21 protein-coding genes and 2 pseudogenes are annotated in these 22,090 nt (G+C 52.1%); 9 read left to right on the top strand and 14 right to left on the bottom strand.

Annotation, left to right across the window (positions count from 1 at the left end; genetic code table 11):
* The first annotated feature begins 13 nt into the window (after positions 1–13).
* Entirely contained in the window at positions 14–925 is a 912-nt protein-coding gene (locus tag VI01_RS13380) for an LLM class flavin-dependent oxidoreductase (RefSeq protein WP_231638529.1), read from the top strand.
* A 141-nt stretch (positions 926–1,066) separates the two neighbouring features.
* On the opposite strand, the gene VI01_RS13375 is transcribed toward VI01_RS13380, so the two are convergent.
* Positions 1,067–1,399: a gamma-glutamylcyclotransferase family protein gene (locus VI01_RS13375; RefSeq protein WP_045815550.1), complete on the bottom strand. Its 333-nt coding sequence runs from the start codon at positions 1,397–1,399 to the stop codon at positions 1,067–1,069.
* A 157-nt stretch (positions 1,400–1,556) separates the two neighbouring features.
* Here VI01_RS13375 and VI01_RS13370 point away from each other — a divergent pair, with 157 nt between their 5' ends.
* Entirely contained in the window at positions 1,557–2,576 is a 1,020-nt protein-coding gene (locus VI01_RS13370; protein ID WP_045815549.1) for an MBL fold metallo-hydrolase, read from the top strand.
* Between the two features lie 70 nt (positions 2,577–2,646).
* Here the strand turns inward: VI01_RS13370 and VI01_RS13365 are convergent, their stop codons facing one another.
* The 10 genes from VI01_RS13365 to VI01_RS13320 form a co-directional block, all read right to left on the bottom strand.
* On the bottom strand, positions 2,647–3,195 hold the full coding sequence (locus VI01_RS13365; RefSeq protein WP_045815548.1) for an RNA polymerase sigma factor: 549 nt from the start codon (positions 3,193–3,195) through the stop codon (positions 2,647–2,649).
* 5 nt (positions 3,196–3,200) lie between these two features.
* The gene (locus tag VI01_RS13360; RefSeq protein ID WP_045815547.1) at positions 3,201–3,635 is read right to left on the bottom strand and encodes a hypothetical protein; all 435 of its coding nucleotides are present in this window, start codon (positions 3,633–3,635) and stop codon (positions 3,201–3,203) included.
* 219 nt (positions 3,636–3,854) lie between these two features.
* Entirely contained in the window at positions 3,855–5,141 is a 1,287-nt protein-coding gene (locus VI01_RS13355) for an MmgE/PrpD family protein (RefSeq protein ID WP_045815546.1), read from the bottom strand.
* 78 nt (positions 5,142–5,219) lie between these two features.
* The gene (locus tag VI01_RS13350) at positions 5,220–5,984 is read right to left on the bottom strand and encodes an ABC transporter ATP-binding protein (protein WP_045815545.1); all 765 of its coding nucleotides are present in this window, start codon (positions 5,982–5,984) and stop codon (positions 5,220–5,222) included.
* Positions 5,981–6,844 carry an ABC transporter ATP-binding protein gene (locus VI01_RS13345; protein WP_045815544.1) on the bottom strand — a complete coding sequence of 288 codons (864 nt, stop codon included), beginning with the start codon at positions 6,842–6,844 and terminating at the stop codon, positions 5,981–5,983. Before VI01_RS13345 ends, VI01_RS13350 begins: the two co-directional genes overlap by 4 nt.
* On the bottom strand, positions 6,837–7,772 hold the full coding sequence (locus VI01_RS13340) for an ABC transporter permease (protein WP_045815543.1): 936 nt from the start codon (positions 7,770–7,772) through the stop codon (positions 6,837–6,839). The genes VI01_RS13345 and VI01_RS13340 overlap by 8 nt, the downstream gene beginning before the upstream one ends.
* Entirely contained in the window at positions 7,769–8,839 is a 1,071-nt protein-coding gene (locus tag VI01_RS13335) for an ABC transporter permease (RefSeq protein ID WP_045815542.1), read from the bottom strand. Before VI01_RS13335 ends, VI01_RS13340 begins: the two co-directional genes overlap by 4 nt.
* Before the next feature lie 12 nt (positions 8,840–8,851).
* Complete coding sequence (locus VI01_RS13330; RefSeq protein ID WP_045815541.1) at positions 8,852–10,444, bottom strand: ABC transporter substrate-binding protein; 1,593 nt, start codon at positions 10,442–10,444, stop codon at positions 8,852–8,854.
* 17 nt (positions 10,445–10,461) lie between these two features.
* A complete protein-coding gene (locus VI01_RS13325; protein ID WP_045815540.1) occupies positions 10,462–11,889 on the bottom strand; it encodes a M20 family metallopeptidase in 1,428 nt (475 codons plus the stop codon).
* Positions 11,890–12,010: 121 nt separating this feature from the next.
* Positions 12,011–12,925, bottom strand: a complete 915-nt coding sequence (locus VI01_RS13320) for a LysR family transcriptional regulator (RefSeq protein WP_045815679.1) — start codon at positions 12,923–12,925, stop codon at positions 12,011–12,013.
* A 259-nt stretch (positions 12,926–13,184) separates the two neighbouring features.
* On the opposite strand from VI01_RS13320, the gene VI01_RS13315 reads away from it, so the two are divergent.
* Complete coding sequence (locus tag VI01_RS13315; RefSeq protein WP_045815539.1) at positions 13,185–13,757, top strand: flavin reductase family protein; 573 nt, start codon at positions 13,185–13,187, stop codon at positions 13,755–13,757.
* A gap of 14 nt (positions 13,758–13,771) precedes the next feature.
* Here the strand turns inward: VI01_RS13315 and VI01_RS13310 are convergent, their stop codons facing one another.
* The gene (locus VI01_RS13310) at positions 13,772–14,215 is read right to left on the bottom strand and encodes a DUF4174 domain-containing protein (protein WP_052697008.1); all 444 of its coding nucleotides are present in this window, start codon (positions 14,213–14,215) and stop codon (positions 13,772–13,774) included.
* Between the two features lie 307 nt (positions 14,216–14,522).
* Here VI01_RS13310 and vapB point away from each other — a divergent pair, with 307 nt between their 5' ends.
* Together vapB and VI01_RS13300 are read left to right on the top strand one after the other, a co-directional pair.
* Positions 14,523–14,753, top strand: coding sequence for a type II toxin-antitoxin system VapB family antitoxin (gene vapB, locus VI01_RS13305; RefSeq protein WP_045815538.1), 231 nt, complete (start codon positions 14,523–14,525; stop codon positions 14,751–14,753).
* On the top strand, positions 14,750–15,166 hold the full coding sequence (locus VI01_RS13300; protein ID WP_045815537.1) for a type II toxin-antitoxin system VapC family toxin: 417 nt from the start codon (positions 14,750–14,752) through the stop codon (positions 15,164–15,166). The genes vapB and VI01_RS13300 overlap by 4 nt, the downstream gene beginning before the upstream one ends.
* Before the next feature lie 54 nt (positions 15,167–15,220).
* Here VI01_RS13300 and VI01_RS13295 read toward each other — a convergent pair.
* Positions 15,221–15,479, bottom strand: a pseudogene (locus VI01_RS13295) (helix-turn-helix domain-containing protein); the annotation flags it as partial.
* A 361-nt stretch (positions 15,480–15,840) separates the two neighbouring features.
* On the opposite strand from VI01_RS13295, the gene VI01_RS13290 reads away from it, so the two are divergent.
* On the top strand, positions 15,841–17,325 hold the full coding sequence (locus tag VI01_RS13290) for a sensor domain-containing diguanylate cyclase (protein ID WP_045815535.1): 1,485 nt from the start codon (positions 15,841–15,843) through the stop codon (positions 17,323–17,325).
* Between the two features lie 17 nt (positions 17,326–17,342).
* Here the strand turns inward: VI01_RS13290 and VI01_RS13285 are convergent, their stop codons facing one another.
* Positions 17,343–18,737 carry a Xaa-Pro peptidase family protein gene (locus VI01_RS13285; RefSeq protein ID WP_045815534.1) on the bottom strand — a complete coding sequence of 465 codons (1,395 nt, stop codon included), beginning with the start codon at positions 18,735–18,737 and terminating at the stop codon, positions 17,343–17,345.
* A gap of 293 nt (positions 18,738–19,030) precedes the next feature.
* Here VI01_RS13285 and VI01_RS13280 point away from each other — a divergent pair, with 293 nt between their 5' ends.
* The 3 genes and pseudogenes from VI01_RS13280 to VI01_RS25945 all read left to right on the top strand — a co-directional run.
* On the top strand, positions 19,031–20,023 hold the full coding sequence (locus VI01_RS13280; RefSeq protein ID WP_045815533.1) for a sugar phosphate isomerase/epimerase: 993 nt from the start codon (positions 19,031–19,033) through the stop codon (positions 20,021–20,023).
* A gap of 625 nt (positions 20,024–20,648) precedes the next feature.
* The gene (locus VI01_RS13275) at positions 20,649–21,572 is read left to right on the top strand and encodes a substrate-binding domain-containing protein (protein WP_045815532.1); all 924 of its coding nucleotides are present in this window, start codon (positions 20,649–20,651) and stop codon (positions 21,570–21,572) included.
* Positions 21,573–21,859: 287 nt separating this feature from the next.
* Positions 21,860–22,051, top strand: a pseudogene (locus tag VI01_RS25945) (creatininase family protein); the annotation flags it as partial.
* Positions 22,052–22,090: the final 39 nt, after the last annotated feature.

The raw sequence follows: 22,090 nt of genomic DNA, 5'->3' as shown, positions 1-22,090 counted from the left end.
CCATAATTTGTGGATGCTGATCGATAAAGGAAGAATAGTCATGCCGTCCGTTAACATCTCACACCTTTCATTTCTTACACCAGGCAACTATGCGGATGATGCGCCACAGCAGGGGCTGGAAGAGACCTTACAATTAATCGTTTTGGGTGAACAACTCGGCTATAACGGCGCTTGGGTGCGTCAACGTCACCTGGAACATGGCGTCTCTTCCGCCAGCGTATTTTTAGCTGCCGCCACGCAGCGGACGCGAACGATTGAGTTAGGCAGTGCCGTGATCCAAATGGGCTATGAAAGCCCACTTCGTCTGGCGGAAGACCTTATGACCGTGGAGGTATTATCCGCTGGCAGACTGAATGTCGGGCTGAGTGCAGGTACCCCCAATCACGTTGAGCTGATTGGCGATGAGGTGTTTCACGGTGACTGGCAGCAGCAGGACTTCAGCTATGAACGCCTTAAACGATTACAACTTAACATCCGTGGACGTTACTTTGGCGATGATGAGACGGTTATCCTTTCACCCGGTAATCGCCAGCGGCCCAGAGTGCAGCCCGCCGCACCCCAACTCGCGCAACGCCTGTGGTATGGCGGCAACTCACATCGTTCTATTCAATGGGCCGCTGAAAACCAGTTCAATTTGCTGATCGGAAATCTCACATCAGCAGAAGTCAGCCTCGATTATCATGAGGCTCAACTGGCCTTAATTCGTACCTTTAGACAATATTGGGCAGCGGACGCATCCATCGACCGCGCATTGCAGCTGGCCGCGTTATCATCCCTAACGAGAGTGCCAGCCCATCCACCATCAAGCGCTATCAGGATTTTGCTGCCAGCCGCTATCAGCGCACACTGGAGCCACAGGGGCCGAAGCGCACTCTTTTCTCGCAGGATATTGTGGGCAGCAGTGAGGAAATTGTCGCGCAGTTAATTAACAATCCGATTCTGCGCGAAGTGGACGAGTTCCGCGTGGAGTTGCCCTATGCGTTCAGCCACGCCGAATATCAACAGATTATCAGTGACTTTATCGTGGGCGTGGCACCCGCATTAGGCTGGAAAAGAGCAGGGCAAATCAGGCCTGTTTCGGCTGTAACTGATAAATCCACGCGATGATTTTTGCTCCTTCAGGGGTGGTGACTTCAACATCCACACGATCATAGCCATCTTCAAACTCATCCAGCATTGGCCAATGCGCAGTCAGATACTCTGAGAAGAAGAGTGAGCCCTTAACATGACCCGCATTGTTGTCCAGCACAATGCCGGGAAAATCCGCTGCCGCACCCCAGCCGCGTTCATAGAAGATGCCGTTGACCGTCCCGGGCTGCCACTCTCCACCGATATTTTCCAGAATATGCGCATTTGAATGACCCGGTTGTAAGGTGCCGTATACAAATAAAGGTTTCATTTTCCCTCATAAAATCAAACAAAAGAGTGACTCTAGCGATCATGAAATGAAAAGTCATCTGAAGGTTGAATTTCTTGACCAGACCGCCCGTTATGCCATATAGGGTTCACCAAAAAACGGTATTGTGGGGCATCGCATCCGGCCAGGTAAAAGATCAATGTTGAATTGTTCAAGCATCTCCCGCAGCGCCATCAAGGGCTATCCGCAATCCGCGCAGTTTGATGGCAAGCGTTTCACCAATGTTGCGCCACGTCAGCCCTTGAAGTTCGGTGAATATTTAAAGATGTTCTGGGATTTGGCGTTCAATAAACCGAAAGAAACCGTACCGCAGCAGCCATTACCTGTGCAGCCGATCACGGCCGAGACACTTACTGCGTCAGCTGACAACAGTGTGTTTCGTCTGGGGCACTCATCATTACTGCTCAAATTGAAAGGCAAATATTGGCTTACTGACCCGGTATTTAACTCGCGGGCGTCTCCCTTTCAGTGGCTCGGACCAAAGCGTTTTCAGGCTGCACCCATCGAGCTGAGCGATTTACCGCCTATTGAGGGCATTATTTTATCCCATGATCATTATGACCATCTGGATTACCAGACCATCATGCAGTTGAAAGATCGTGTGCGCTATTTCCTCGCACCGCTAGGCGTCGGCGATTTACTGGCCAAGTGGGGCGTTGCTGAAGACAAGATTACGCAATTGGATTGGTGGCAATCTACCGATGTGGGTGAAATTCATTTTGTCGCCACGCCGTCGCAGCACTTCTCTGGTCGTGGTTTGTTTGACGGCAATAAACGTTTGTGGTGTTCATGGAGCATCATCACCGATGAGTTTCGTTTATTTTTTGGTGGTGACTCCGGCTATTTTCCGGGCTTTAAAGAAATCGGCAATAAATACGGTCCATTTGATGTTGCCTGCCTTGAAAATGGGGCTTATGACAGCCGGTGGGCGGATATTCATATGTTGCCAACGGATACCATCCGGGCGTTTCAGGATTTAAAGGGCAAATGGTTAATGCCCATTCATAACGCAGCTTTCGATCTGGCTTTCCATCACTGGGATGATCCCTTCAGGCAAATAGCCGCACTGGCGCGTGATCAAAAAATTAAATTGTCACTGCCAGTGATTGGGCAAGCGGTGAATATCCTGGCGCCGCAGGAAGAGGCCGTTTGGTGGTAATCTGAGCAGGCTGGCTGCTATCTGCTGGAAAATAGCAGCCATGCTCGTTCAGCATCCGAAATAAACATGATTACTCAGCGGTGAGTTCATCATAAAGATTGCGCAATCGTGTACGCAGGGAAAGCACCGCTTTGTGTTTGCGTGATAACAGTGCCTGGACACTGATGCCGCTCTCTTCAGACAGCTCGTTGTAGCTGTAACCCAGCAACTCCGTTTTTTCGAACACCTCGCGCTGAGCAGGGGGCAGTTCCGCTAAGGCTTCCTCCAGCTCTTCCCATAACAGCGCTTTGAGATACTCATCTTCCGGCGTTTCCGGCACGCCAAATAGCGTTTCAGCTAGCTCATCTTCGGGAACATCCGCCTCCTCATCGCCGTTCAACAGATCGGCTAGCGGCAGTTCACGCTTCTTTCGCGCCCGGTCGGTCATTTCATTGCGTGCCGCACGGAATAACCAGGCCGCGACATTTTCCACCGGTTGCTCGACCTGCATGAGCTTGTAGGTCACTTCCTGCAGGATATCGTCAGCATCTTCACGTACCGAAGTGCGGCCGCGGATAAATGCGCTCAATTTTGCCCGACAGGCGTTCAACGCGGACATCAGCAGAGAATCCTGCGCCATGGCGTTTACTCTGCATCTGGCGATTTAGCGGGAGCCTCGTCGGAGGGTGAGCGCGCATCATCGTGGCGGCCATGCCAGTCACAGCGATCGCGACGTCCACGGTGCGAACGTTCACGGCGATGTTGCATAAACTCTTCGCGCTGCTCTGGGGTCATCTGCATCCAGCGTTCGTGCATACGACGACGCGCCATACCGAACATGCCGGGGCGGAAACCTAAGCCACCAAACAGAATGCGGCACAATACCAGCAGCCCAATCGCCTGCCAGAACCCAATCGCCTTCACGCCGATGATGGCAGGCAGCACGGCATTCCACAGCGACATCACCAGCAGCCCAAGTGCCGCGATAATCACCACGCCGAGCAACAGCGGTTTCATCATGCGATGACCACCAAAAGAGTGACCACGGTGATGTTGTCTGCGCATATCAAAATCTCTCATTGTTGTTATTCCTCATTACAGTAGCCGATATTGGCCCGTACTGAGGTAGACGAATGAGCGATGTGAATATTGCAAAAAAAGTGAAAATATTTTCCGAGCTTATAAATTTAGCGGTGATTCGGTGCCGCTCAACAGATCCGATTCACCGCCGCACTAAATCGTTTTCTCCTGCGATGAAACGGAGCCATCCAACGATGGCTGCTGCCCATAGTGTCAGGGTTAAACCATCAACTGACGTATAAACGTTAAATCAGCTTGCTGCGCTAATTCCTTTAGGCGCTGATAAAGCGATTCTGCCTGGGGTAGCGCTGCACAACAATCTAAGAATTTTGTCTGCCGATCGTCGGTGCTGAAAGGTTCGTCTAGCGCACCTCGCGCCCGCAATCTGGCGTGGACAATTTCCTGACCATCCCTGAAACGCAAGGTGAGGATATGCGGCAGGTTTCTGTCTTCAGCCTCCTGATCCGCTGTCCATGGCGCGAGGGTAATCATCGCCAACTGTTGTGCATCCGCCTGGTGTTTTACGCTGGCGGCGGTAAAGTCCTGCACGCTCAACGTGCCATTCCTGAGCATCATGGCAACGCAATATTGCATCGAGAAGCGCGCTTGCATTTCATCCTGCGGCTGGTGGTAGGCAAGATTGCGCCAGTTCGCGATCCCCACCTGGCAGTGCACGCTTTCGATGTCGTCAATCTTCAACACACGCTTTTGCTGGATATCGGCAATCGCATCGAGAATGCGGTGGGTTGAGCCGCAGCACGGATATTTTTTCGGCATCACACCGATTTGCTCAATGACATGCGGCTCAGCGCCGGGCAGAGAAGGTTGGCTTAACTGACCGGCATAGAGTTCCGCAAAGCCCTGAGCGCACTCAATGATGTCGAGACGACCTTGCATGCCGGTTTGCGCCAGCGTAGCGGCTTCAACGGCATTGCGCGCCGCCATCCCGGCATGAAAAGGTTTCACTGGCGTACCAAACTGGCCTTTTACGCCACTGGCCAGACTCACTGCGATACTCAGCGTACGGGCAATCCCTGCTGCATCCAGGCCGAGCAGGGCAGCAACGCCGGCCGCGCTGCCAATGCAGCCAACGGTGGAAGTGCCATGCCAGCCGGCAGTGTAATGCTGGTAGCAGATAGCTTCGCCAATAAAGGCTTGTGCCTGCAGACCAATTAAATAAGCGCGTATCAAAGATGTGCCGTCGCTGTTTTGCGCCACGGCCAGCAGTGCCGGCACCAGTACGGCCGAGGCGTGACTCATGCCCGGTGCAAAGTTGTCGTCAAAGTCGATAGCGTGAGCGGCCGTGGCGTTGAACAGTGCATCAAGCGCCTGGCTGCGGGGCAACTGTGGCCATGCCTGCTGCACCGCCTGGGTAGAAAAGTCGCTACGGCCAGCCACCATGCAACCCAACGTATCGGTGATGGCGTCAATCGCCAGTTCACGAGCACGAAGAGAAAAGGGCGGTGGAGTGGCACACCACTGTGCCAGAGATTCGATAAGCGTCATGATGATGTCTCCCTGTCCAATACGGTAAATAGCGTGCGTAACATGGCAAAGCCTCATGGTTTTAAGTTGAGCACAGGTTCACGCCTCACTCGCCGCCAGAAACTCGCGGGTATAGATTTCCCGTGCTCCCCCCTGACGCACGCTGTCCGCACTGAGCTCTTCCAGCAACTTGCCATGATGCATGATGCCGATGCGGCGGCACAGGTGTGTTACGACCGCCAAATCATGCGTCACCATTAAATAAGTGAGGCTGCGCTGCCGTTGCATGCTGCTGAGTAAATTGAGGATTTCCGCCTGAACTGAGACGTCCAGCGCTGAGGTTGGCTCATCCAGTAACAGCACGGAAGGTTCCAGGATGAGGGCCCGCGCGATGGCCACACGCTGACGTTGACCACCAGAAAGTTGATGGGGATAACGATAACGGAAGGCATCGGACAGTCCGACCGCGTGCAGCACATCGCTGATGCGTGCTTCATGGTGATCCATGGCATGCAGCTTCAGCGGTTCACGCAGACTGGCCCACACCATTTTTCGCGGATGGAGCGAGGCGTAAGGGTCCTGAAACACCATTTGCACCTGGCGATAAAAGGCTTTATCTCGCTGCGGTTGCTGTTCACGATTATTGAACAGGATATGGCCCTGATAATCGTGATTCAGACCAGCCAGCGCGCGCAAAATAGTGGATTTTCCACACCCCGATTCACCAATCAGACCATAACACTCTCCTTGTGCCAGCGTCAGGCTTACGTTATCAACCACCTGCCGCCGATGCGCTCCCTGACCGAATGCAATACTGACATCCACCATTTCGATGCTGCGTTGTGCGGTTGGAATGGGATTCATAATGCGACTCCATCACGAAAATAGGGGCCGGTGAGCCAACTGGCATCTCGGGTCGGCACACGCAGCGTATCAAGGGGATGATGCAGACGTGGCTGACTGGCAAGTAATGCCTGCGTGTAAGGATGCTGTGCCTGTTCCAGACGATCGGCACGAATCTCTTCGACGATGCGCCCGGCGTACATCACCAGTACGCGATCGCAGAAACGAGAGACCAGATTAAGGTCGTGACTGATAAACAGCAGGCCGGTCTGACGGCGTGCCAACTGTTCATTCAGGATGCTCAGTACCTGCTGGCGCACCGTCACGTCCAGTGCAGAGGTAGGTTCGTCGGCGATGATCAAATCCGGCTCGGGGATCAGCATCATAGCGATCATCACGCGCTGGCCCATACCCCCAGAAATCTCATGCGGATAGAGTCGTGCGACTTTCGCCACTTCGCGAATATGCACCGATTCCAGCATCGCTAATGCGCGCGCATTGGCTTCATTTTTGTTGACCCGGCGATGCAGTCTGAAGGCTTCCGCCACCTGATCGCCAATGCGCATCAGCGGATTAAGCGAGAAGCGGGGATCCTGCAGGATCATCGAAATACGATTTCCGCGAATCTGGCGCATTTGCTTTTCACTGCTGTTGAGCAGATCGATATCACCGAACTGCATCTGATCGGCGGTGACGTGACCGATTTTGGGCGTCAGCTGCAGTAACGCACGGCAGGTCTGTGATTTTCCCGAACCGGATTCACCGACAATCGCGACTTTCTCACGTCCGACATGGAAAGAGACGTCACGTACCGCGCGGTGCTCCCCGTGCGCGCTGCGAAACACGATATTAAGGTTTTTCACCTGTAGCAGATTATTCATGGCGGATATCCATTACGTCGCGCAGGCCATCACCCAGCAGGTTAAAGGCGAGACTGGTGAACAATATTGCTAATCCAGGAATGGCAGCGATCCAGCCATTGTTCAGCATGAACTCGCGGCCGGAAGCCAGCATTGCACCCCATTCCGGACTGGGAGCTTGCGCGCCAAGACCCAGGAAACCCAGTCCAGCGGCGGTAAGGATAATCGCCGCCATGTTAAGGGTGACGCGCACGACGACAGAAGGCAGGCACATGGGGATGATATGTCGCACGATGATGTGCCAGGCGGATGCCCCTTGTAAGCGCACCGCTGCGATGTAATCCATCTTACGGATTGCCAGAGTTTCGGCGCGTGCAAGGCGGGCAATCGGCGGCCAGGCGGAGAGAGAAATCGCGATGATCGCATTCTCGATGCCTGGCCCCAATGCCGCGACAAACGCCAGCGCCAGAATCAAACTGGGGAAGGCCAGGAAGATGTCTACCAGACGCATGAGCACCGTATCGACCCAACCGCCGAGATAACCCGCGCTGGTCCCGACCAGTAAGCCAATGGGTGTGATAATCAACGCGGTTAAGCCCGCGATATACAGCGTGATTCGCGCGCCATACAGCAGACGGCTGTAAATATCTCGACCCAATTCGTCGGTGCCCAGCCAGTGCTCAGCAGAAAACGGTTGCAGGCGGAAGGCAAGGTTTTGGGCATAGATATCGTGAGTGGCTAACCAGGGCGCGAACACCGCCGCGCCAGCAATCATCAACAGTACCAGCAGACCAAAGAGTGCCGAGTGGTTAGCGCAGAAGCGTCGCCACTGAATCCATAACAGCTGCATGTGTGCCTGAAACGGTGACTGTGGCGCAGGATCGCGCAGCCAGGCGCGTAAGTTACGCGAAGGTTTAACGCGCATCGATTTGTTGACGGAATCGGTCATGCTTCCTCCTGACGCGTACGCGGATCGAAAAGACGATAAAGCAGATCGCATAGCAGATTGATTGCGACAAAAATGGCGCCGATCAGCAATGTGCAACCGACGACCGCATTCATATCGCCCGCCAGCAGTGCGTTGGTCAGGTAGCGGCCAAAGCCAGGCCAGGCAAATACGGTTTCGGTGAGTACTGCGCCTTCCAGCAGCCAGGCCCAGGAAAGGGCCACTACCGTCAGCGTGGGCACAGCGATATTACGGAATGCATGCACCCAAACACATCGCGCCCACGACAAACCTTTCACGCGAGCGGTAATGATGTACTCCTGCGACAGTTGTTCCAGCATGAAGCTACGCGTCATACGGCTGATGTAAGCCAGTGCGCTTAAGCCAAGAATCGATGCGGGCAAAATGATGTGACCAAACACGTTGCGGAACATTTCCCAGTTTCCGCTCAGTGCGCTGTCGATCAGCCAGAATCCCGTCACCGGATGTAAATCGAACTCGTAGATAAAATCGATGCGTCCTGGTCCGCCAATCCAGCCGAGCGTGGCGTAAAACAGCAGCAATCCCATCAGCCCAAGCCAGAAGTGCGGGGTGGAATAGCTGAGTAGCCCCACGAAGCGGATCAGATGATCGAACCAGGTGTTGCGGTACATTGCCGCCAGCACGCCAGCGGGAATACCGAAACCAACGCCAATAATGGCCGCCACGGTTGCCAGTTCCAGCGTAGCGGGGAAGACGCGCGCGATATCCTGCGCCACCGGATGGCTGGTGGTCAAAGCGATACCAAAATCGAGGTGCAGCAGTTGCCAGACGTAGTCGGCAAATTGGTGCCACAACGGTTGATCCAGCCCCAACTGATGAAACATCTTGTCGTAGGCTTCCTGACTGGCGTTATCCCCGATGATCGCGACCACTGGGTCGATAGGCAGTAAGCGACCAATAAAGAAGGTCAGGGCCACCAACCCCAGTAGCGTGCAAACAATCGAAATGAGCCCACGAGCAAGGCGTCTTATCAGACGCCAGCCAGCGGAAGGGGTGTTGTGTGCAACGGGCATCATGACCTGTGACATCTGCCACCTCCGTTATTTACTTGCGGCACCGTACCAAACGCGAAAACCGTTCCAGGTCCAGTTTTTCACCGTTGGGTTTATTCCTGCGGTGTTGTACATCTGGAACATGATCGCCATAGGCCCTTTTTGCATCTGCTCTTTCTGCAGATCGCCATACAGTGCAGCGCGTTTGGTGTCATCCGGTTCTAACAGCGCGGTTTCCACTTTCTGATTCATCTGCGGATCGTAATAAGCGGCACGCCAGCTTGGATATTGCGTGGCACGCGCTTCTTTACGATTGTCAGGGTTATAAACCAGACGCGAGGCATTACCGTAGGCATCGGGCACAGAGGTTTGCCACGCCATCATGGCACTCTGGAATTCACGGCCGCGTACCCGACTGAACAACTGAGCGTTAGCCATGCGTTCCAGATTGAGTTTCACGCCGATTTTGGCGGCATTCTGCTGTACGCTTTGCGCGATTGGCGCCGAATGCGGCAGGGTGCCAAACAACACCGCCGTGCTAAAACCATTGGGATAACCGGCTTCCGTCAGCAACTGTTTGGCTTTATCCAGGTCGAGGTGGAAAGGCTGACCTTGTTTGGCATCCAGCGCACCAAACGCCCCTTGTTGAACGAAACTGGCGCGCGGCACGCCGAGATAAGGCATCACGCTCTTCGCTAACCCGTCGTAATCGATCAGATATCGCATGGCGAGACGTACTTTTTCGTTCTTGAAAATGGGGTCTTCATTATTGAAGGTCCAGAAAAACAGCTGTGGCTTCAGGACTTTTTCCACTTTCACTTTGCCGCCCTGATCGAGCGTTTTCAGATCGTCAGCTGAGAGATCGCGAGCGATATCCACATCGCCCTGCGTCACCAGCAGACGCTGAGTGCCGGTTTCAGCCACATGACGAATCAGAATGCGCTTCAGCACCGGCGCTTTTCCCCAGTAGTTCGGGGTGGCCTGTAGCACCACACCTTCACCGGCATTCCAGCGCACCAGTTGATAAGGCCCAACACAGGCGGTATGAGTAGAAAGGTATTTGTGTCCCAGATCGCCATCCACTGCCTGTTTTTCAACTTCTTTGCGGTTAAGCAGGGAAGAGACATTGTTGGCGGCAATCGCCTGGAGCACCAGATTGGTGGGGTAAGCTTTATCGAAACGCATCACCAGCGTTTTGTCATCGGGCGCGCTAATGCGTGAGTCGACATTATCTTTATCAAAGCCATACTCCTTGATAGCAGCCGCATTGCCGTAGCCCAGTTTCACTACGCGCTGCATCGACCACGCCAGGTCGCTGGCCGTTGCGGCTGAGCCATCGGCAAATTTCAGGTTGTCCTGAAGATGAAAGGTGATGGTCTTGCGATCGGCAGAGACATCCCAACTTTTGGCCAATGCAGGATCGAGTTGCGTTTCATCACTGACACGAAAATCAACCAGCGTGTCACAGGTGTTTGAATAGATTTCACTGGTGACCACTTCACCAATCTGCGCCGGATCCCAGGTGCTGATGGCATCAATGTTCCACGCCATCACTAAAGAATCGGCGGGCGTTGCGGCCTGTGCTGAAGCGCAGCAGGTCGCTGCCAGCGTCAATGCGGCAGTTAACATCTTGTTTTTCATCTATCTCTCCTGAGGCGTTACAGAGTTTCCGGGCGAGGCTGAATCGGTGGTTTCACCTCAGCTGGAATAGGGCAGTGATAGGGTTTTTCACTGACCTGCTCGAAATGGGCTTTCTTCATTTGCGCCATCAGTATTTTGTCGGTCAGCACGTCGACCGCCGTCGCGGCCATGACTTTAGCGACATGCCCCAACGCTTTGTGTGCGGCTGGCATTTTGCCTTGCGCGGTCAGTTGCCATGAGTGACCAGGGGTTCCAATGGCCATGGTGGGTACGTGCGCCTGCACGGTCGGGATCACCCAACTGACATCACCGACATCGGTGGAGCCAATCATGACCTCTCCGTGGGTATCGAGCGGAATGATGTAATCGCTAAGGGGTTTAGGATCGGCGGGTTTCACACCGGTTTTGCGGTAGCAGTTATCAATTTCTTCCGCTGTTAGCGTGGCCTGAATTTCAGCTGCAAAGGCGAGGTCGGCTTGATCAAATGGCACCGGACCCAGCGCTTCCAGATTTCGCTGCATCGCTTCTTCTAACGGACGATTGCCAAGCAGGTTGGATACCGCGCTCATGATGCTGATATCCACTTCGGTATCGGTCATGATGGCGGCACCCTGTGCCACGCGCTTGACCCGCTCATTCAGTTCAAACATCGCATGGACATCGCGCGAGCGAATGGCGTAGCGCACCGTAGATTTTGCCTGTACCACATTGGGAGCCACACCACCGGCATCGAGGAAGGCGTAATGGATGCGAGAATCTTGCGGCACGTGTTCGCGCAGGAACTGTACGCCAACGTTCATCAATTCGGCGGCATCCAGCGCACTGCGCCCAAGATGTGGAGAAGCCGCAGCGTGGGATGAGCGGCCACGGAAAGCGAAATCCATACGGGTATTAGCAAGAGAAAGAGGTTTTGCCACTTCATGATGCGCGCTTGGATGCCAGGTGATGGCGACATCGACGCCATCGAATGCGCCAGCACGCGCCATAAAGGATTTGGCTGCACCGCCTTCTTCTGCCGGACAGCCATAATAGCGAACGCGGCCCGGTGTGCCGGTCTCTTCAAGCCAGGATTTCAACGCAGTAGCCGCCAGCATGGCAGCCGATCCCAGCAAGTTATGCCCGCAGCCGTGACCATGACCGTTACCCGGCAGCGGAGAATAACGTGCCACGCCCGCTTCCTGACTCAATCCTGGTAAGGCATCATATTCTCCGAGGAAAGTGATGATGGGACCGCCTTCACCGGCTTCTCCCATCACCGCAGTGGGGATGTCGGCCACGTTTTCTGTGACGCGGAATCCTTGCTGTTTTAGCATCGCGGTGTGTTCAGCCACCGAACGATACTCGGTATAGCAAATTTCCGGCATGCCCCAGACGCGATCGCTCAGTTCACAAAATACCCCTTGATATTCTTCTACCCACTTCCAGACTAACGCTTTGTTTTCCATGATAGTCCCCAGCTTGGTTGGTCAGGTTTTCGTCTCTCTGAAGCCCCAGCATGGAGTAAATCATCAGCGTAAGGCCAATGAGCAATTCACACTCCCCATTCCAAAACGGCATAGTTTTGTGTCAGGCCGCATTAGCTGTCTCGCTGGCACACGCACGCAGCCACAGTTTTTCAGCCTGAGGATTTTGCAGAACCGGTTGACGATAGAGCCGAATCGCCAGCGACATATCCCAGCTGCTGTCATCGGCGCGCACTAAACTGCCGGTGGCCAGCTCTTCATGCACCAGACTGAGAGGCAACCACGCCACGCCGCCACCGGCCAGGACCATGGCTTTGAGATTCACCGACATACCATTTTCATATACCGCTTCAAGAGGAAGCGGGCGTTTGCTGAGCATTTGCGCCAGCGCATGAGCAAAGAAGGTATGTTGTCCATAACTCAACCACGGAATCGGACCGCTATCCGCGCGCACCGGATAGAGTGGTTTGCCGCTGCTATCCGGGCGACATACGGCAATGGCACGCTCACGGCCCAGTTGCACCATGGGATACGCCGCCAGCTGATGTATCAGCGACACCGCATCATGCGCGTAAGTCAGTAGAAAATCGGTTTCACCGCTGTGTAAGGTGGAGATGTGCTCAGCGAAAGTCGGTTTTTGATTGCACAGGCGGATAAAGCTGAGATTGGGCTGCAGATTTAATCGCTGGATCCAGTCAGGAAAGAACGTCAGTGAAAGGGTATTTAGCATCGCAAAACGTAATACCGCAGTGCGCGAACTGTAGCGCTGGTGCAGATCATTGCGCAGATGCGACATGGAAAATACCGTTTCGCTGGCGGTCGCGAGGAAGGTTTGTCCCTCAGGCGTGAGCGTAACCGGATAGGTTTTACGATCAAATAACGGCACACCCAGCCACTCTTCGAGCTGGCGGATGCGCCGACTGAGCGCCGATTGCGTGATATGTCGTTCGTCGGCGGCGCGGGTAAAGCTATAACAGCGTGCAACACTGAGAAAATCTTCAAACCATTTCAATTCCATAGCAAAAACCTCTTTGGATGAATGGGAAAGCAACGTCAGCGGTGGGAAACCTTTTGTTACACGCAAGAAACGCGCCAGGCTTAATGACTGCGGTACAGGCGCTGGCACAGCCATGACGCCGTTATAAACGCTTAAGATGGAGCAATGACTGCACTCGTGGGGTGCAGAGGATTTGCACAAGTGATGGCTGGAGATTGGCAAAGTCGAATTGACCAGGCGACAATAAAGGCCTTTGAAATTTAAGCGATGAAATGAATCTATGAATGCCCATATTGAATCTGTTGAGCTGGAAAAAGCCTATCGCCTGATCAACCATGGCCCAACCACACTGGTTTCCTCCCGCCATGACGGGATTGACAATGTGATGTCCGCATCCTGGGTATGTGGATTAGAGTTCAAACCGGCAAAATTGACGGTTGTGCTGGATAAATCCACCTTCACGCGTAAATTGATTGAGCAAAGCCTGAAATTCGTTATACATGTCCCAACCGTCAGCCAGGCGCAGATGGTTCATTATCTCGGTACGCATTCCCGCGCTGAGCAGTCAGATAAGCTGGCCACAGCTGGCGTCGAGTTCTTCCAGTTACCTGAAAGTCATCTCCCTTTAGTGGCTGGCTGTGCGGCCTGGTTGTACTGCGAGTTGATACCTATCGAACAAAATCAGAACGACCACGATTTGTTCATCGGTGAAATCAAGGGTGCCTGGGCGGATAGCCGGGTGTTTAAAGAAGGGCGCTGGTTATTCGAGGACGCACCAGACGAGATGCGCAGTTTGCATTACATCGCCGGTAAACGTTTTTATAAAACGGGCTCACTGCTGGATGTCGAGTAAACCCGTCTCATTCATTAATTGAGTTTGGCCTGACGCATGGGCATTTTATCAATGGTTGAGAGCAACACCTCAGTATTCAGAGGTGTTGTTTCGCGTAGTTTCATTCCACCGTCTTTTCCAACCAGCACCACTTCAAATCCTTTCGGATTGAGCTGTTTACGCAGAGTGCCATTGGCTTTTGGTGAGGTATCACTGAACACAATGATATCGCGATCGGCCAATTCCGCTTTCTGCTTCTCCAGCATCGCCATCTGCGTGACATAAGCAGGATCGGTTTTTGATGGGGCAAAGATCACCAGAGGGCGATTGTGCCAGCGATATTGAGTGAGGTCTGAGACCTTCGGCGATAGAGGCTGAAACAGGGGCTCTTCAGCCGCACGAACGGTGTTAAGACTCATTATTGAACAAATGGTCAACAGCAGCAGTGGCGTTTTTAGCAGTAAATTCGTCTTCGACATGATGGTTTCCCCGGCAGGTTAAAGATCGTGTTCTACCAAGGTTAGCGGAACCCAGTGCCTGCGTAGGTTACTTCACGTTTCTTTACCCACCGAAGGAAAAATGAAAACAAGAAATGTCTTTCATGTCGCTAATGTCACCCCGAACTTACGGCTTCGAATGTCACATTCTGGTGTTTTTCTGATGAAGAGAACAGGGCATATACATATGTCAAAGCTGGGCATATACTAGACATATGCTGAGTGATGAAGCTCAAAACATAATGCCGGTGACGACACCGTGTCGGAAGTCCGTTCAGGAGGATTAATCATGCGAACTGTTTCTGTATTTAAAAATGGCAATAACCGCGCCATTCGTTTGCCACGCGATATGGATTTTGAAGGGGTAAGTGAGTTGGAGATTGTCCGGGAAGGTGACAGCATCATACTGCGTCCCGTACGGCCGACCTGGGGCTCATTTATGCAGCTTGAGAAAGCGGACCCGGATTTTATGATGGATCGCGGGGATGTTGTCAGTGATGAGGGAAGATTTGATCTGTGAACAAAACCTACATGCTGGATACTTGTATCTGTTCGTTTATTATGCGCGAGCAACCGGAGGATGTGATCAGACGGCTTGAACAAGCGGTGCTGCGCAACCATCGCATCGTAGTTTCGGCTATTACTTACGCAGAAATGCGTTTTGGCGCGATTGGAAAGAAAGCCTCGCCGGGTCATGGTCAACTGGTTGACGAATTCTGCGCCCGACTTGATGCAATTGTGCCCTGGGATCGGGCGGCGGTAGACGCCACCGCTGAAATTAAGGCCACCCTAAGCGCAGCCGGAACACCGATAGGCCCAAATGACACGGCTATTGCCGGTCATGCCATTGCGGCCGGCGTTATACTGGTAACAAATAATACCAGGGAATTTGCGCGGGTACCGGGTTTGGTGCTGGAAGACTGGGTGAAGTAAGCCGCTTATCAATCTCGGAACGTACCTGAAGCATTTCTACGGTAATTTGTGGACAAAACCCACGTAATTTTCACGTAGCAGCGTCAGTATGCGGTGGCATGCGGTGGCGCAGAGCCTCTTCGATGCGATGCGTGCCGGGCTTTCCACGCCGTGCGTCGGTAAGACCGGCTGCACCAGACTCGCGGTAGCGGTTCATCAGCCACTGAACCTGACGTTCGGTGAGATCCAGCTGAGAGGCTGCGTCGCGGCGACGCAGACGTTTTTCAATAACAGCCTGAATGACGGAAAGACGGTGAAGTTCTTTGTTCGACATGGTCACCAGCATTAGCAGAAACCTCCCAGAAAAGGTGGCAAACGCGCCGCATCTCCTTATCTAATTGGACCCTCAATCAAAGTGCGCATAATCATGATTATGTTAAATACGATAAATTAATGCGCACTCCATACCATGCTGGGGTTTTAGATACTCACTTCTACGGCGCCAATTCTCGCTCATCAGATTTATTCCACAAATGCATAAAATTTTCTTTACTTAGCTTATGACAGTTACATGAATCCTGTAATATCCCTATTCACTCTGCCCACCTTTTCAGCATTCACAAAGAGTATCAATGCGTAAAAGTGTCCTCTCAGATAGCACCCCTAGTCTGCTAAAGACTTCTCTTGGAAGAAGTATGGCCGTATTTCTGCTTTCCATCAGTTTACTGGTGGTGGCTATTAATGCCTGGTCTCTTTGGCACTCCTGGCAGCAGCACCTGACAGAGAAAGAAGAGGATGCACGCAATCTCTCACTCTCATTAGCGAAACAAGCTGAAGATGCCTTTTTACAAGTCGATATCACCCTCGCGGATGCGGTACGTCAGTTACGTCAAAACGGCAACAGCTTTGCGGCAACGCCGCAGTTCCTGCATCAAATCAAAGACCAGCAAAGTAAGCTCCCTCAACTTCATGGACTGTTTGTTTACGATACCGAGGGACATTGGGTGGCTTCATCTGGCAACTTCACCCCGACCAATGCCAGTAACGCGGACCGCGATTATTTCGTCTGGCACCGGACACATCCCAGTCTGGATATCCATATCAGCCATGTCATTCGCAGTCGCTCTACCGGTGATCTGGTGATTCCTGTTTCGGTACGCCTCAATGATAATGCGGGGAATTTTGCTGGCGTTGCCCTTGCGACGGTCAAAGTAGATTATTTCCGGCAGTACTACAGCTACTACACGCTTGGCGATAAAGATGCGTTAGGATTGATCCTGGCGGATGCTACGGCTCTGTATATCCGCCCTTTCCCTGATTCTTATATTGGCCGAACCCTATCCGCCAGCCCGCTGTTTAAAACCGAATTGAAATCCGCTTCAAGCGGCAGTGCAACCTGGCGGTCTACTCTCGACGGTGTCGAACGCGTGTTCGGCTACGCTCGACTGGAGCGATATCCACTGATCGTGACGGCTGGCTATGACCGCGACCGGCTTCGTATGGAGTGGATGGCGGCCAACCTGACGAATGTTTTGCTCAACATTGTGCTGCTCTTAACCATCACCGGCATGGGCGTCTTTGTATTGCGACAGGTGGGCACCAACGTGCGCAATCAGATTGAGCTCACCCATGTTCGAGATGAACTGACCACCATTAACCATACGCTGCAATCCTTAGCGCTGGTCGATGGTTTGACCGGTCTGGCGAATCGCCGTCAGTTCGATGCTCTGCTGGAGCAGGCCCTGCTTCGTTCAGAAAAGCATGCTGAACCGCTCTCGCTGGTGATGATCGATATCGATTATTTCAAACGCTATAACGATACCTACGGGCACGTTGCGGGTGATGAGTGTTTGCAGGATGTCGGTCTCGCGTTAAAGGATAGCGTGCATTATCAGGGCGATATCGTCGCACGTTATGGTGGTGAAGAGTTTGCGATTATCCTGCCTAATACCTCAGCGTTTGATGCAAAAAAAGTGGCGGAGCGCGCGGTCAGATGTGTTGCAGAAACGGGTATTGCGCATGAAAGTTCAGAGATCCCCGCTGGCGTGGTGACCATCAGCGCCGGCTACAGCACGCTGACGTCAACAGGTATAACGGGGGAAGCGGATCAGCTGAAACAGGACGCCGACAAGGCACTTTATCTGGCAAAACGCAGCGGGCGTAATCAAATTAAGCCCTGATGCGCTAACAGTGCGCTCTATTTCTTCACACTGAGAGACAGGTGTTTAGCGAGCAAAAACGGCCTTAAATAACCAACCGCATTGGATAGCGGCAATACATCGGCACTGAGTTTAATGCCGATTTCATCGCGCAGGTAATCACGTCGACGCGTAATTCGCTGCCAAAGTTGCGGATACGCTTCTGCGATCCTGGCCTGAAGTGATGAATCGGCCAACGCAACACACTCTTCTGCGCTGACACCGTTATAGCCCGGTACCGACGGAATGATATCGATCTGCAATATCATGCCACTTTTCAACAGTTCGCCGGAATTTGGGTACACCGGCGATGACATCCACTCTTCATCAGCAACCAGATGGCCGGGATTGAGATGCCAGCCATATCGGGCTTTGGGCAGTACATCTTCGATCACGTCATAAAGCTCACCGCCAGATATCCCCACGCGGATATTTTCTAGCCAGGCTACCTGTGCAGAGAAGTAGGGTTTAGCGATTCTGTCTAGCCAATCTTTCTGAGCGTCAGGCAATTCTGCAGGACCGGCGATAACGAAAGCAGCTCTGCTGGACAATCCACCTTTAAATCCTGTGGTCAGCGACAAAGGATCGCCCTGCTGCAGCTTTTTGTATGTTGGATAAAGGTTAGCATGATCGAAACGGACGCCGGTGGCAGCGATGGAGACCACCGTATTGTATTGGCCTTCCGCAGCCAGAAGCGCGCCCAAATCACTTTCCCGCACACCCACTTCCACCGCGTCCATCGCATTAAGAATACAGTTAGATGCCAGATTGGCCCCATACTCATAATGCGCGATTTCATTGGCGTTGTTGGTCACTCTTGCACCGCCAGCGCCGCTAATAAATAAGTGCGCTGCATTTAACAGCTCAGCCTCTTTTTTCAGCGTGCGTTGCACCGCATCAACAATAAACCACGGCAAATCAAAATAGGCGGAGCCATTGCCTGCGGCTGGGGTAAACATCTTCCATCCCACCAGGCCTACTTTACTTTTGTCACTCAAGCCGGCAGTTGCCAGAAGGTTTTCAAGCGGTATTTCATGATCCATTGGCTGGTTAGGCAGCGAAAACAACGGGCAGTGAAGCAACGTGACAGGTACGCGTGAAAAGCGAGCCAGTTTGAGATTCTCATTCCCGAGGATAACGGTACATTCTCCACTGGCATCAACGATTAACAGCCCCTCTTCGAAACGCGGGATGAACCCTGTTAAGTATTCGAAATTCCCGCCATGTTCCTTATCAGCATAAATCACCAGGGCATCAAAACCGCCGTTGGCCATCCCCTGCAAAACCTTGTTTTTTCGTTCCAGCATGGTTTCGTCTGAAAGGAAAACGGGTTCAACCTGGGTAAATTTTGTCGGTGCTTTCGTTGGGCCAAGCTGAATTGACGGAGACATCATGATGAATGACCTCAGGTTAACGTATTGAATGTTGAAATTATGGGAAGCGGGTTGCCACCTGTTTAAGCAAGGTAGCACCTGCTGGTTTTAATTGTGCGCTGATAATGTCATGCCGGGTTGGCTGCTCACTTGCAGGCAAACAAATTTTGTGTGAAGCCACCCTCAATTTCTTCACTCAATGCTGGTTAAGCAAGAAGCACAAGGCGCAGAATGGAATATATAACCATATGTGAATATATATTCAACATAACATCAGAACGCTTTGGATTACCCTAATCAAAGGAGAATGTCTTATGAGTGGTTACACCTACCCGAAATTTGGTGCCGGTTTATGGCATTTTGCTAACTACATTGATCGTTATGCCGTCGACGGATATGGTCCGGCGCTGAGTACCTTAGACCAGATCAAACTGGCTGGCAGTGTAGAAGACTTATCGTATGTAGATGTGCCCTATCCCTTTACGGAAGGTGTTACCGTTGCGCAGGTAAAAGAAGCACTAGACCAGGCCGGACTTAAAGCGATTGGCGTGACGCCTGAAATCTATCTGCGCCGCTTTTCACGCGGTGCCTTTACCAACCCCGATCCCGCACTGCGCCAGCAGGCCTTCGATCTGATGCATGAAGCCGCCACAGTAGTCCGTGAGTTAGGGGCTAATTATGTGAAAATCTGGCCGGGACAAGATGGATGGGATTACCCCTTCCAGGTTGATCATAAAAATCTTTGGAAACTGGCGGTTGATGGCATGCGCGAACTGGCCAGTGCCAATCCTGATGTCAAATTCGCCATCGAATACAAACCGCGTGAACCGCGTGTAAAAATGACCTGGGATTCTGCTTCTCGCACCTTGCTGGGCATTGAAGATATTGGACTCGCTAACGTCGGGGTACTGCTGGACTTTGGTCATGCGCTATTTGCCGGCGAATCACCAGCGGACTCAGCCCAGCTGATTATCGATCGTGGCAGACTGTTTGGGATGGACGTCAACGATAACTTACGTGGCTGGGATGACGATCTCGTCGTCGGCACAGTACACATGACGGAAATTTTTGAGTTCTTCTATGTACTCAAAATCAATAATTGGGATGGCGTGTGGCAGCTGGATCAGTTCCCCTTCCGTGAGGACCATGTCGAAGCCGCCAATCTGTCGATTCGTTTCCTTAAGCATATTTATCGTGCTCTGGATAAGTTGGATATTGCCGCATTGCAAGCGGCGCAAAGTGAACAAAATCCACTCAAAGCCCAGAGAATCATTCAAAATGCGCTGTTAAGCAGTATTGAAGGCTAACTTACCGTGCCCGGCAATAATGTGCCGGGCAACTTCTTAGCTTTTGCGCTTCACCATCAAAATCAATAAACACTACTTATCCGTAAACCTGCGAAAAACTTGAAGCGTTGCGACTGGAACAACGTAAAGTGGTTGAGTTGGGTACCCTCTTAGTGAGACACCAAGCCGTAAGCGATAACCTGGTGTTTATGTTTTATCTCAAGATCATGATTTACAACATCTTTGTCGAGAATTGACCACCCTTTGGTGTTTCGTCCGGCGTTACATTCTTCATATTGCGCTCAGTGAACCGCTGGTCAGCGATAAACGACTCCGTGGCTTACTGACGCGCTTTTATTAAAACCGTACTGTATGTTGTAACTTAAAAAGGGAATAAGCAAAGCGGTCAATGGCAGAGAAGTTTGCACCCGGTAGCATTTCTGATATCTTATCGAGGACCTTTGCCCTCATTTTGTGATCCGGATGAAGGAATCCATTTTTACCGCATTGACTAATTTCTCACCTCATCTGAAAGTTATGATAAGCACTCAGGGACATAGCGAACAAATGCCCAGCACGATGTGTTGATTTGCATTAATTTGCACCCGGGTGCATAAAGTCCCATCCACCCTACAGAGATATAAATATGAATATAATCAAAGCAATAATAATCGCCTGTGGTTTACTGAGTGTGTTTGCTGTGCAAGCTAAAACGTATATGGTGGGCGTTGCTCTGGCTAATCTGGACCTTAATTTTGTTTCAATCCTTCGCAGTCAAATGGAAACACAGTTGAAAGAAAAAGGACTAAATAGCCAGTTTGCCGATGCGAAAGGAGATGTTTCACTACAAATCCAGCAGGTTGATGATTTTATTAATCAGGGTGCCGACGCGATAATCGTTAACCCGGTGGACACGCAGGGTGTTATGCCTGTGATTGCAGCAGCGAAGAAAGCCAACATCCCGCTGATATTCGTCAACCGTAAACCTGAAGTGGCCCTGAGCGGTAAGATGGCTTACGTGGGCTCCGACTCTGCGTTAAGCGGGAAAATGGAGATTGAAGCGCTGGCAAAACGCATGAACAATCAAGGTAATATCGCCATCCTGATGGGGGCTCTCTCCACAGAAGAAGCGCGCCAGCGCACTAAAGCCGTTGAGGACTATGTCAGTGCTCATCCGGGGCTTAAAGTTATTCAGAAGCAGACTGCCAACTGGCAGCGCAATGAAGCCGTCGATAAAACCCTCTCCTGGTTGCAGGATGGCAACACCATCAACGCCATTGTTGCTAATAATGACGAGATGGCAATTGGTGCGATTATGGCACTGGATCAGTTGAAGAAGAGCGATGTGTTAGTGGCTGGCATTGATGGCACACCGGACGGTTTGCAGTTCATCAAGAATGGCAAAATGGCGGTGACCATCTTCCAGGATGCAAAGGGTCAGGCTATTGGAGCAGTCAATGTGGCAAGCGATATGCTGGCCGGCAAGAAAACCGAAGCCTATAACTGGGTGCCCTATCAGACCGTAACGCGTGAAAATTACCAGGCGTTCACTGACAAGAATCAAAAATGATGTCTTAGGCGGCCCACCGGGCCGCCGCAGATAACGGATATTGAAGGTACCATTTCAGAAAAAGTCAGCTCTGTCTTAAAGCTTGAACAGGACTTGCCTAAAGAGAATACGTTCTATTTAAGGCGACGGCCGTTAATTTTCATAAAGCAAGATCCTGTGATGCATTCAGTCAGGTCTTGCAGAGCACCTTCAACCAGCAATGCTTAAAAGGCAACGCTCAGTACGAATTTTGTTGCTTCCATTGCAGTCGCATCTCGCTCTGTTGAGCTAAAAAAATGGAGGTTAACATGGTAAAACCGTCTTCGCCCTGGTGGTGGGATCTCTCCACTCGGGAATTTAGTGAACTCGATATGGCAAACATGGTGGCTGTCTTACCGATTGGGGCCGTTGAGCAGCATGGTCCGCATCTGCCGGTACGCGTGGATGCCGCCATTAATGCGGGCATTATTCAACGCGCCGTTGAACTCATGCCCGACAACCTGGCGCGTTCACAACGTGCAGCCCAATCACTGGCCGCA

The sequence above is a fragment of the Pantoea sp. SM3 genome (genome assembly GCF_000963995.1).
In the GTDB taxonomy this organism is placed as follows: domain Bacteria; phylum Pseudomonadota; class Gammaproteobacteria; order Enterobacterales; family Enterobacteriaceae; genus Pantoea; species Pantoea rwandensis_B.
Note: the sequence above shows the minus strand (reverse complement) of the source record. Positions and strands in the feature narration are given on the sequence as shown.

What these genes read in the sequence shown, in the direction of transcription:
- VI01_RS13285 (WP_045815534.1), bottom strand. Translation starts at nt 18,737, where the DNA reads ATGATGTCTCCGTCAATTCAGCTTGGCCCAACGAAAGCACCGACAAAA.
- VI01_RS13315 (WP_045815539.1), top strand. Translation starts at nt 13,185, where the DNA reads ATGAATGCCCATATTGAATCTGTTGAGCTGGAAAAAGCCTATCGCCTG.
- VI01_RS13290 (WP_045815535.1), top strand. Translation starts at nt 15,841, where the DNA reads ATGGCCGTATTTCTGCTTTCCATCAGTTTACTGGTGGTGGCTATTAAT.
- VI01_RS13355 (WP_045815546.1), bottom strand. Translation starts at nt 5,141, where the DNA reads ATGACGCTTATCGAATCTCTGGCACAGTGGTGTGCCACTCCACCGCCC.
- VI01_RS13330 (WP_045815541.1), bottom strand. Translation starts at nt 10,444, where the DNA reads ATGAAAAACAAGATGTTAACTGCCGCATTGACGCTGGCAGCGACCTGC.
- VI01_RS13345 (WP_045815544.1), bottom strand. Translation starts at nt 6,844, where the DNA reads ATGAATAATCTGCTACAGGTGAAAAACCTTAATATCGTGTTTCGCAGC.
- VI01_RS13365 (WP_045815548.1), bottom strand. Translation starts at nt 3,195, where the DNA reads ATGGCGCAGGATTCTCTGCTGATGTCCGCGTTGAACGCCTGTCGGGCA.
- VI01_RS13350 (WP_045815545.1), bottom strand. Translation starts at nt 5,984, where the DNA reads ATGAATCCCATTCCAACCGCACAACGCAGCATCGAAATGGTGGATGTC.
- VI01_RS13275 (WP_045815532.1), top strand. Translation starts at nt 20,649, where the DNA reads ATGAATATAATCAAAGCAATAATAATCGCCTGTGGTTTACTGAGTGTG.
- VI01_RS13340 (WP_045815543.1), bottom strand. Translation starts at nt 7,772, where the DNA reads ATGACCGATTCCGTCAACAAATCGATGCGCGTTAAACCTTCGCGTAAC.
- VI01_RS13310 (WP_052697008.1), bottom strand. Translation starts at nt 14,215, where the DNA reads ATGTCGAAGACGAATTTACTGCTAAAAACGCCACTGCTGCTGTTGACC.
- VI01_RS13325 (WP_045815540.1), bottom strand. Translation starts at nt 11,889, where the DNA reads ATGGAAAACAAAGCGTTAGTCTGGAAGTGGGTAGAAGAATATCAAGGG.
- VI01_RS13280 (WP_045815533.1), top strand. Translation starts at nt 19,031, where the DNA reads ATGAGTGGTTACACCTACCCGAAATTTGGTGCCGGTTTATGGCATTTT.
- VI01_RS13335 (WP_045815542.1), bottom strand. Translation starts at nt 8,839, where the DNA reads ATGTCACAGGTCATGATGCCCGTTGCACACAACACCCCTTCCGCTGGC.
- VI01_RS13380 (WP_231638529.1), top strand. Translation starts at nt 14, where the DNA reads ATGCTGATCGATAAAGGAAGAATAGTCATGCCGTCCGTTAACATCTCA.
- VI01_RS13320 (WP_045815679.1), bottom strand. Translation starts at nt 12,925, where the DNA reads ATGGAATTGAAATGGTTTGAAGATTTTCTCAGTGTTGCACGCTGTTAT.
- VI01_RS13370 (WP_045815549.1), top strand. Translation starts at nt 1,557, where the DNA reads ATGTTGAATTGTTCAAGCATCTCCCGCAGCGCCATCAAGGGCTATCCG.
- VI01_RS13375 (WP_045815550.1), bottom strand. Translation starts at nt 1,399, where the DNA reads ATGAAACCTTTATTTGTATACGGCACCTTACAACCGGGTCATTCAAAT.
- vapB (WP_045815538.1), top strand. Translation starts at nt 14,523, where the DNA reads ATGCGAACTGTTTCTGTATTTAAAAATGGCAATAACCGCGCCATTCGT.
- VI01_RS13360 (WP_045815547.1), bottom strand. Translation starts at nt 3,635, where the DNA reads ATGAGAGATTTTGATATGCGCAGACAACATCACCGTGGTCACTCTTTT.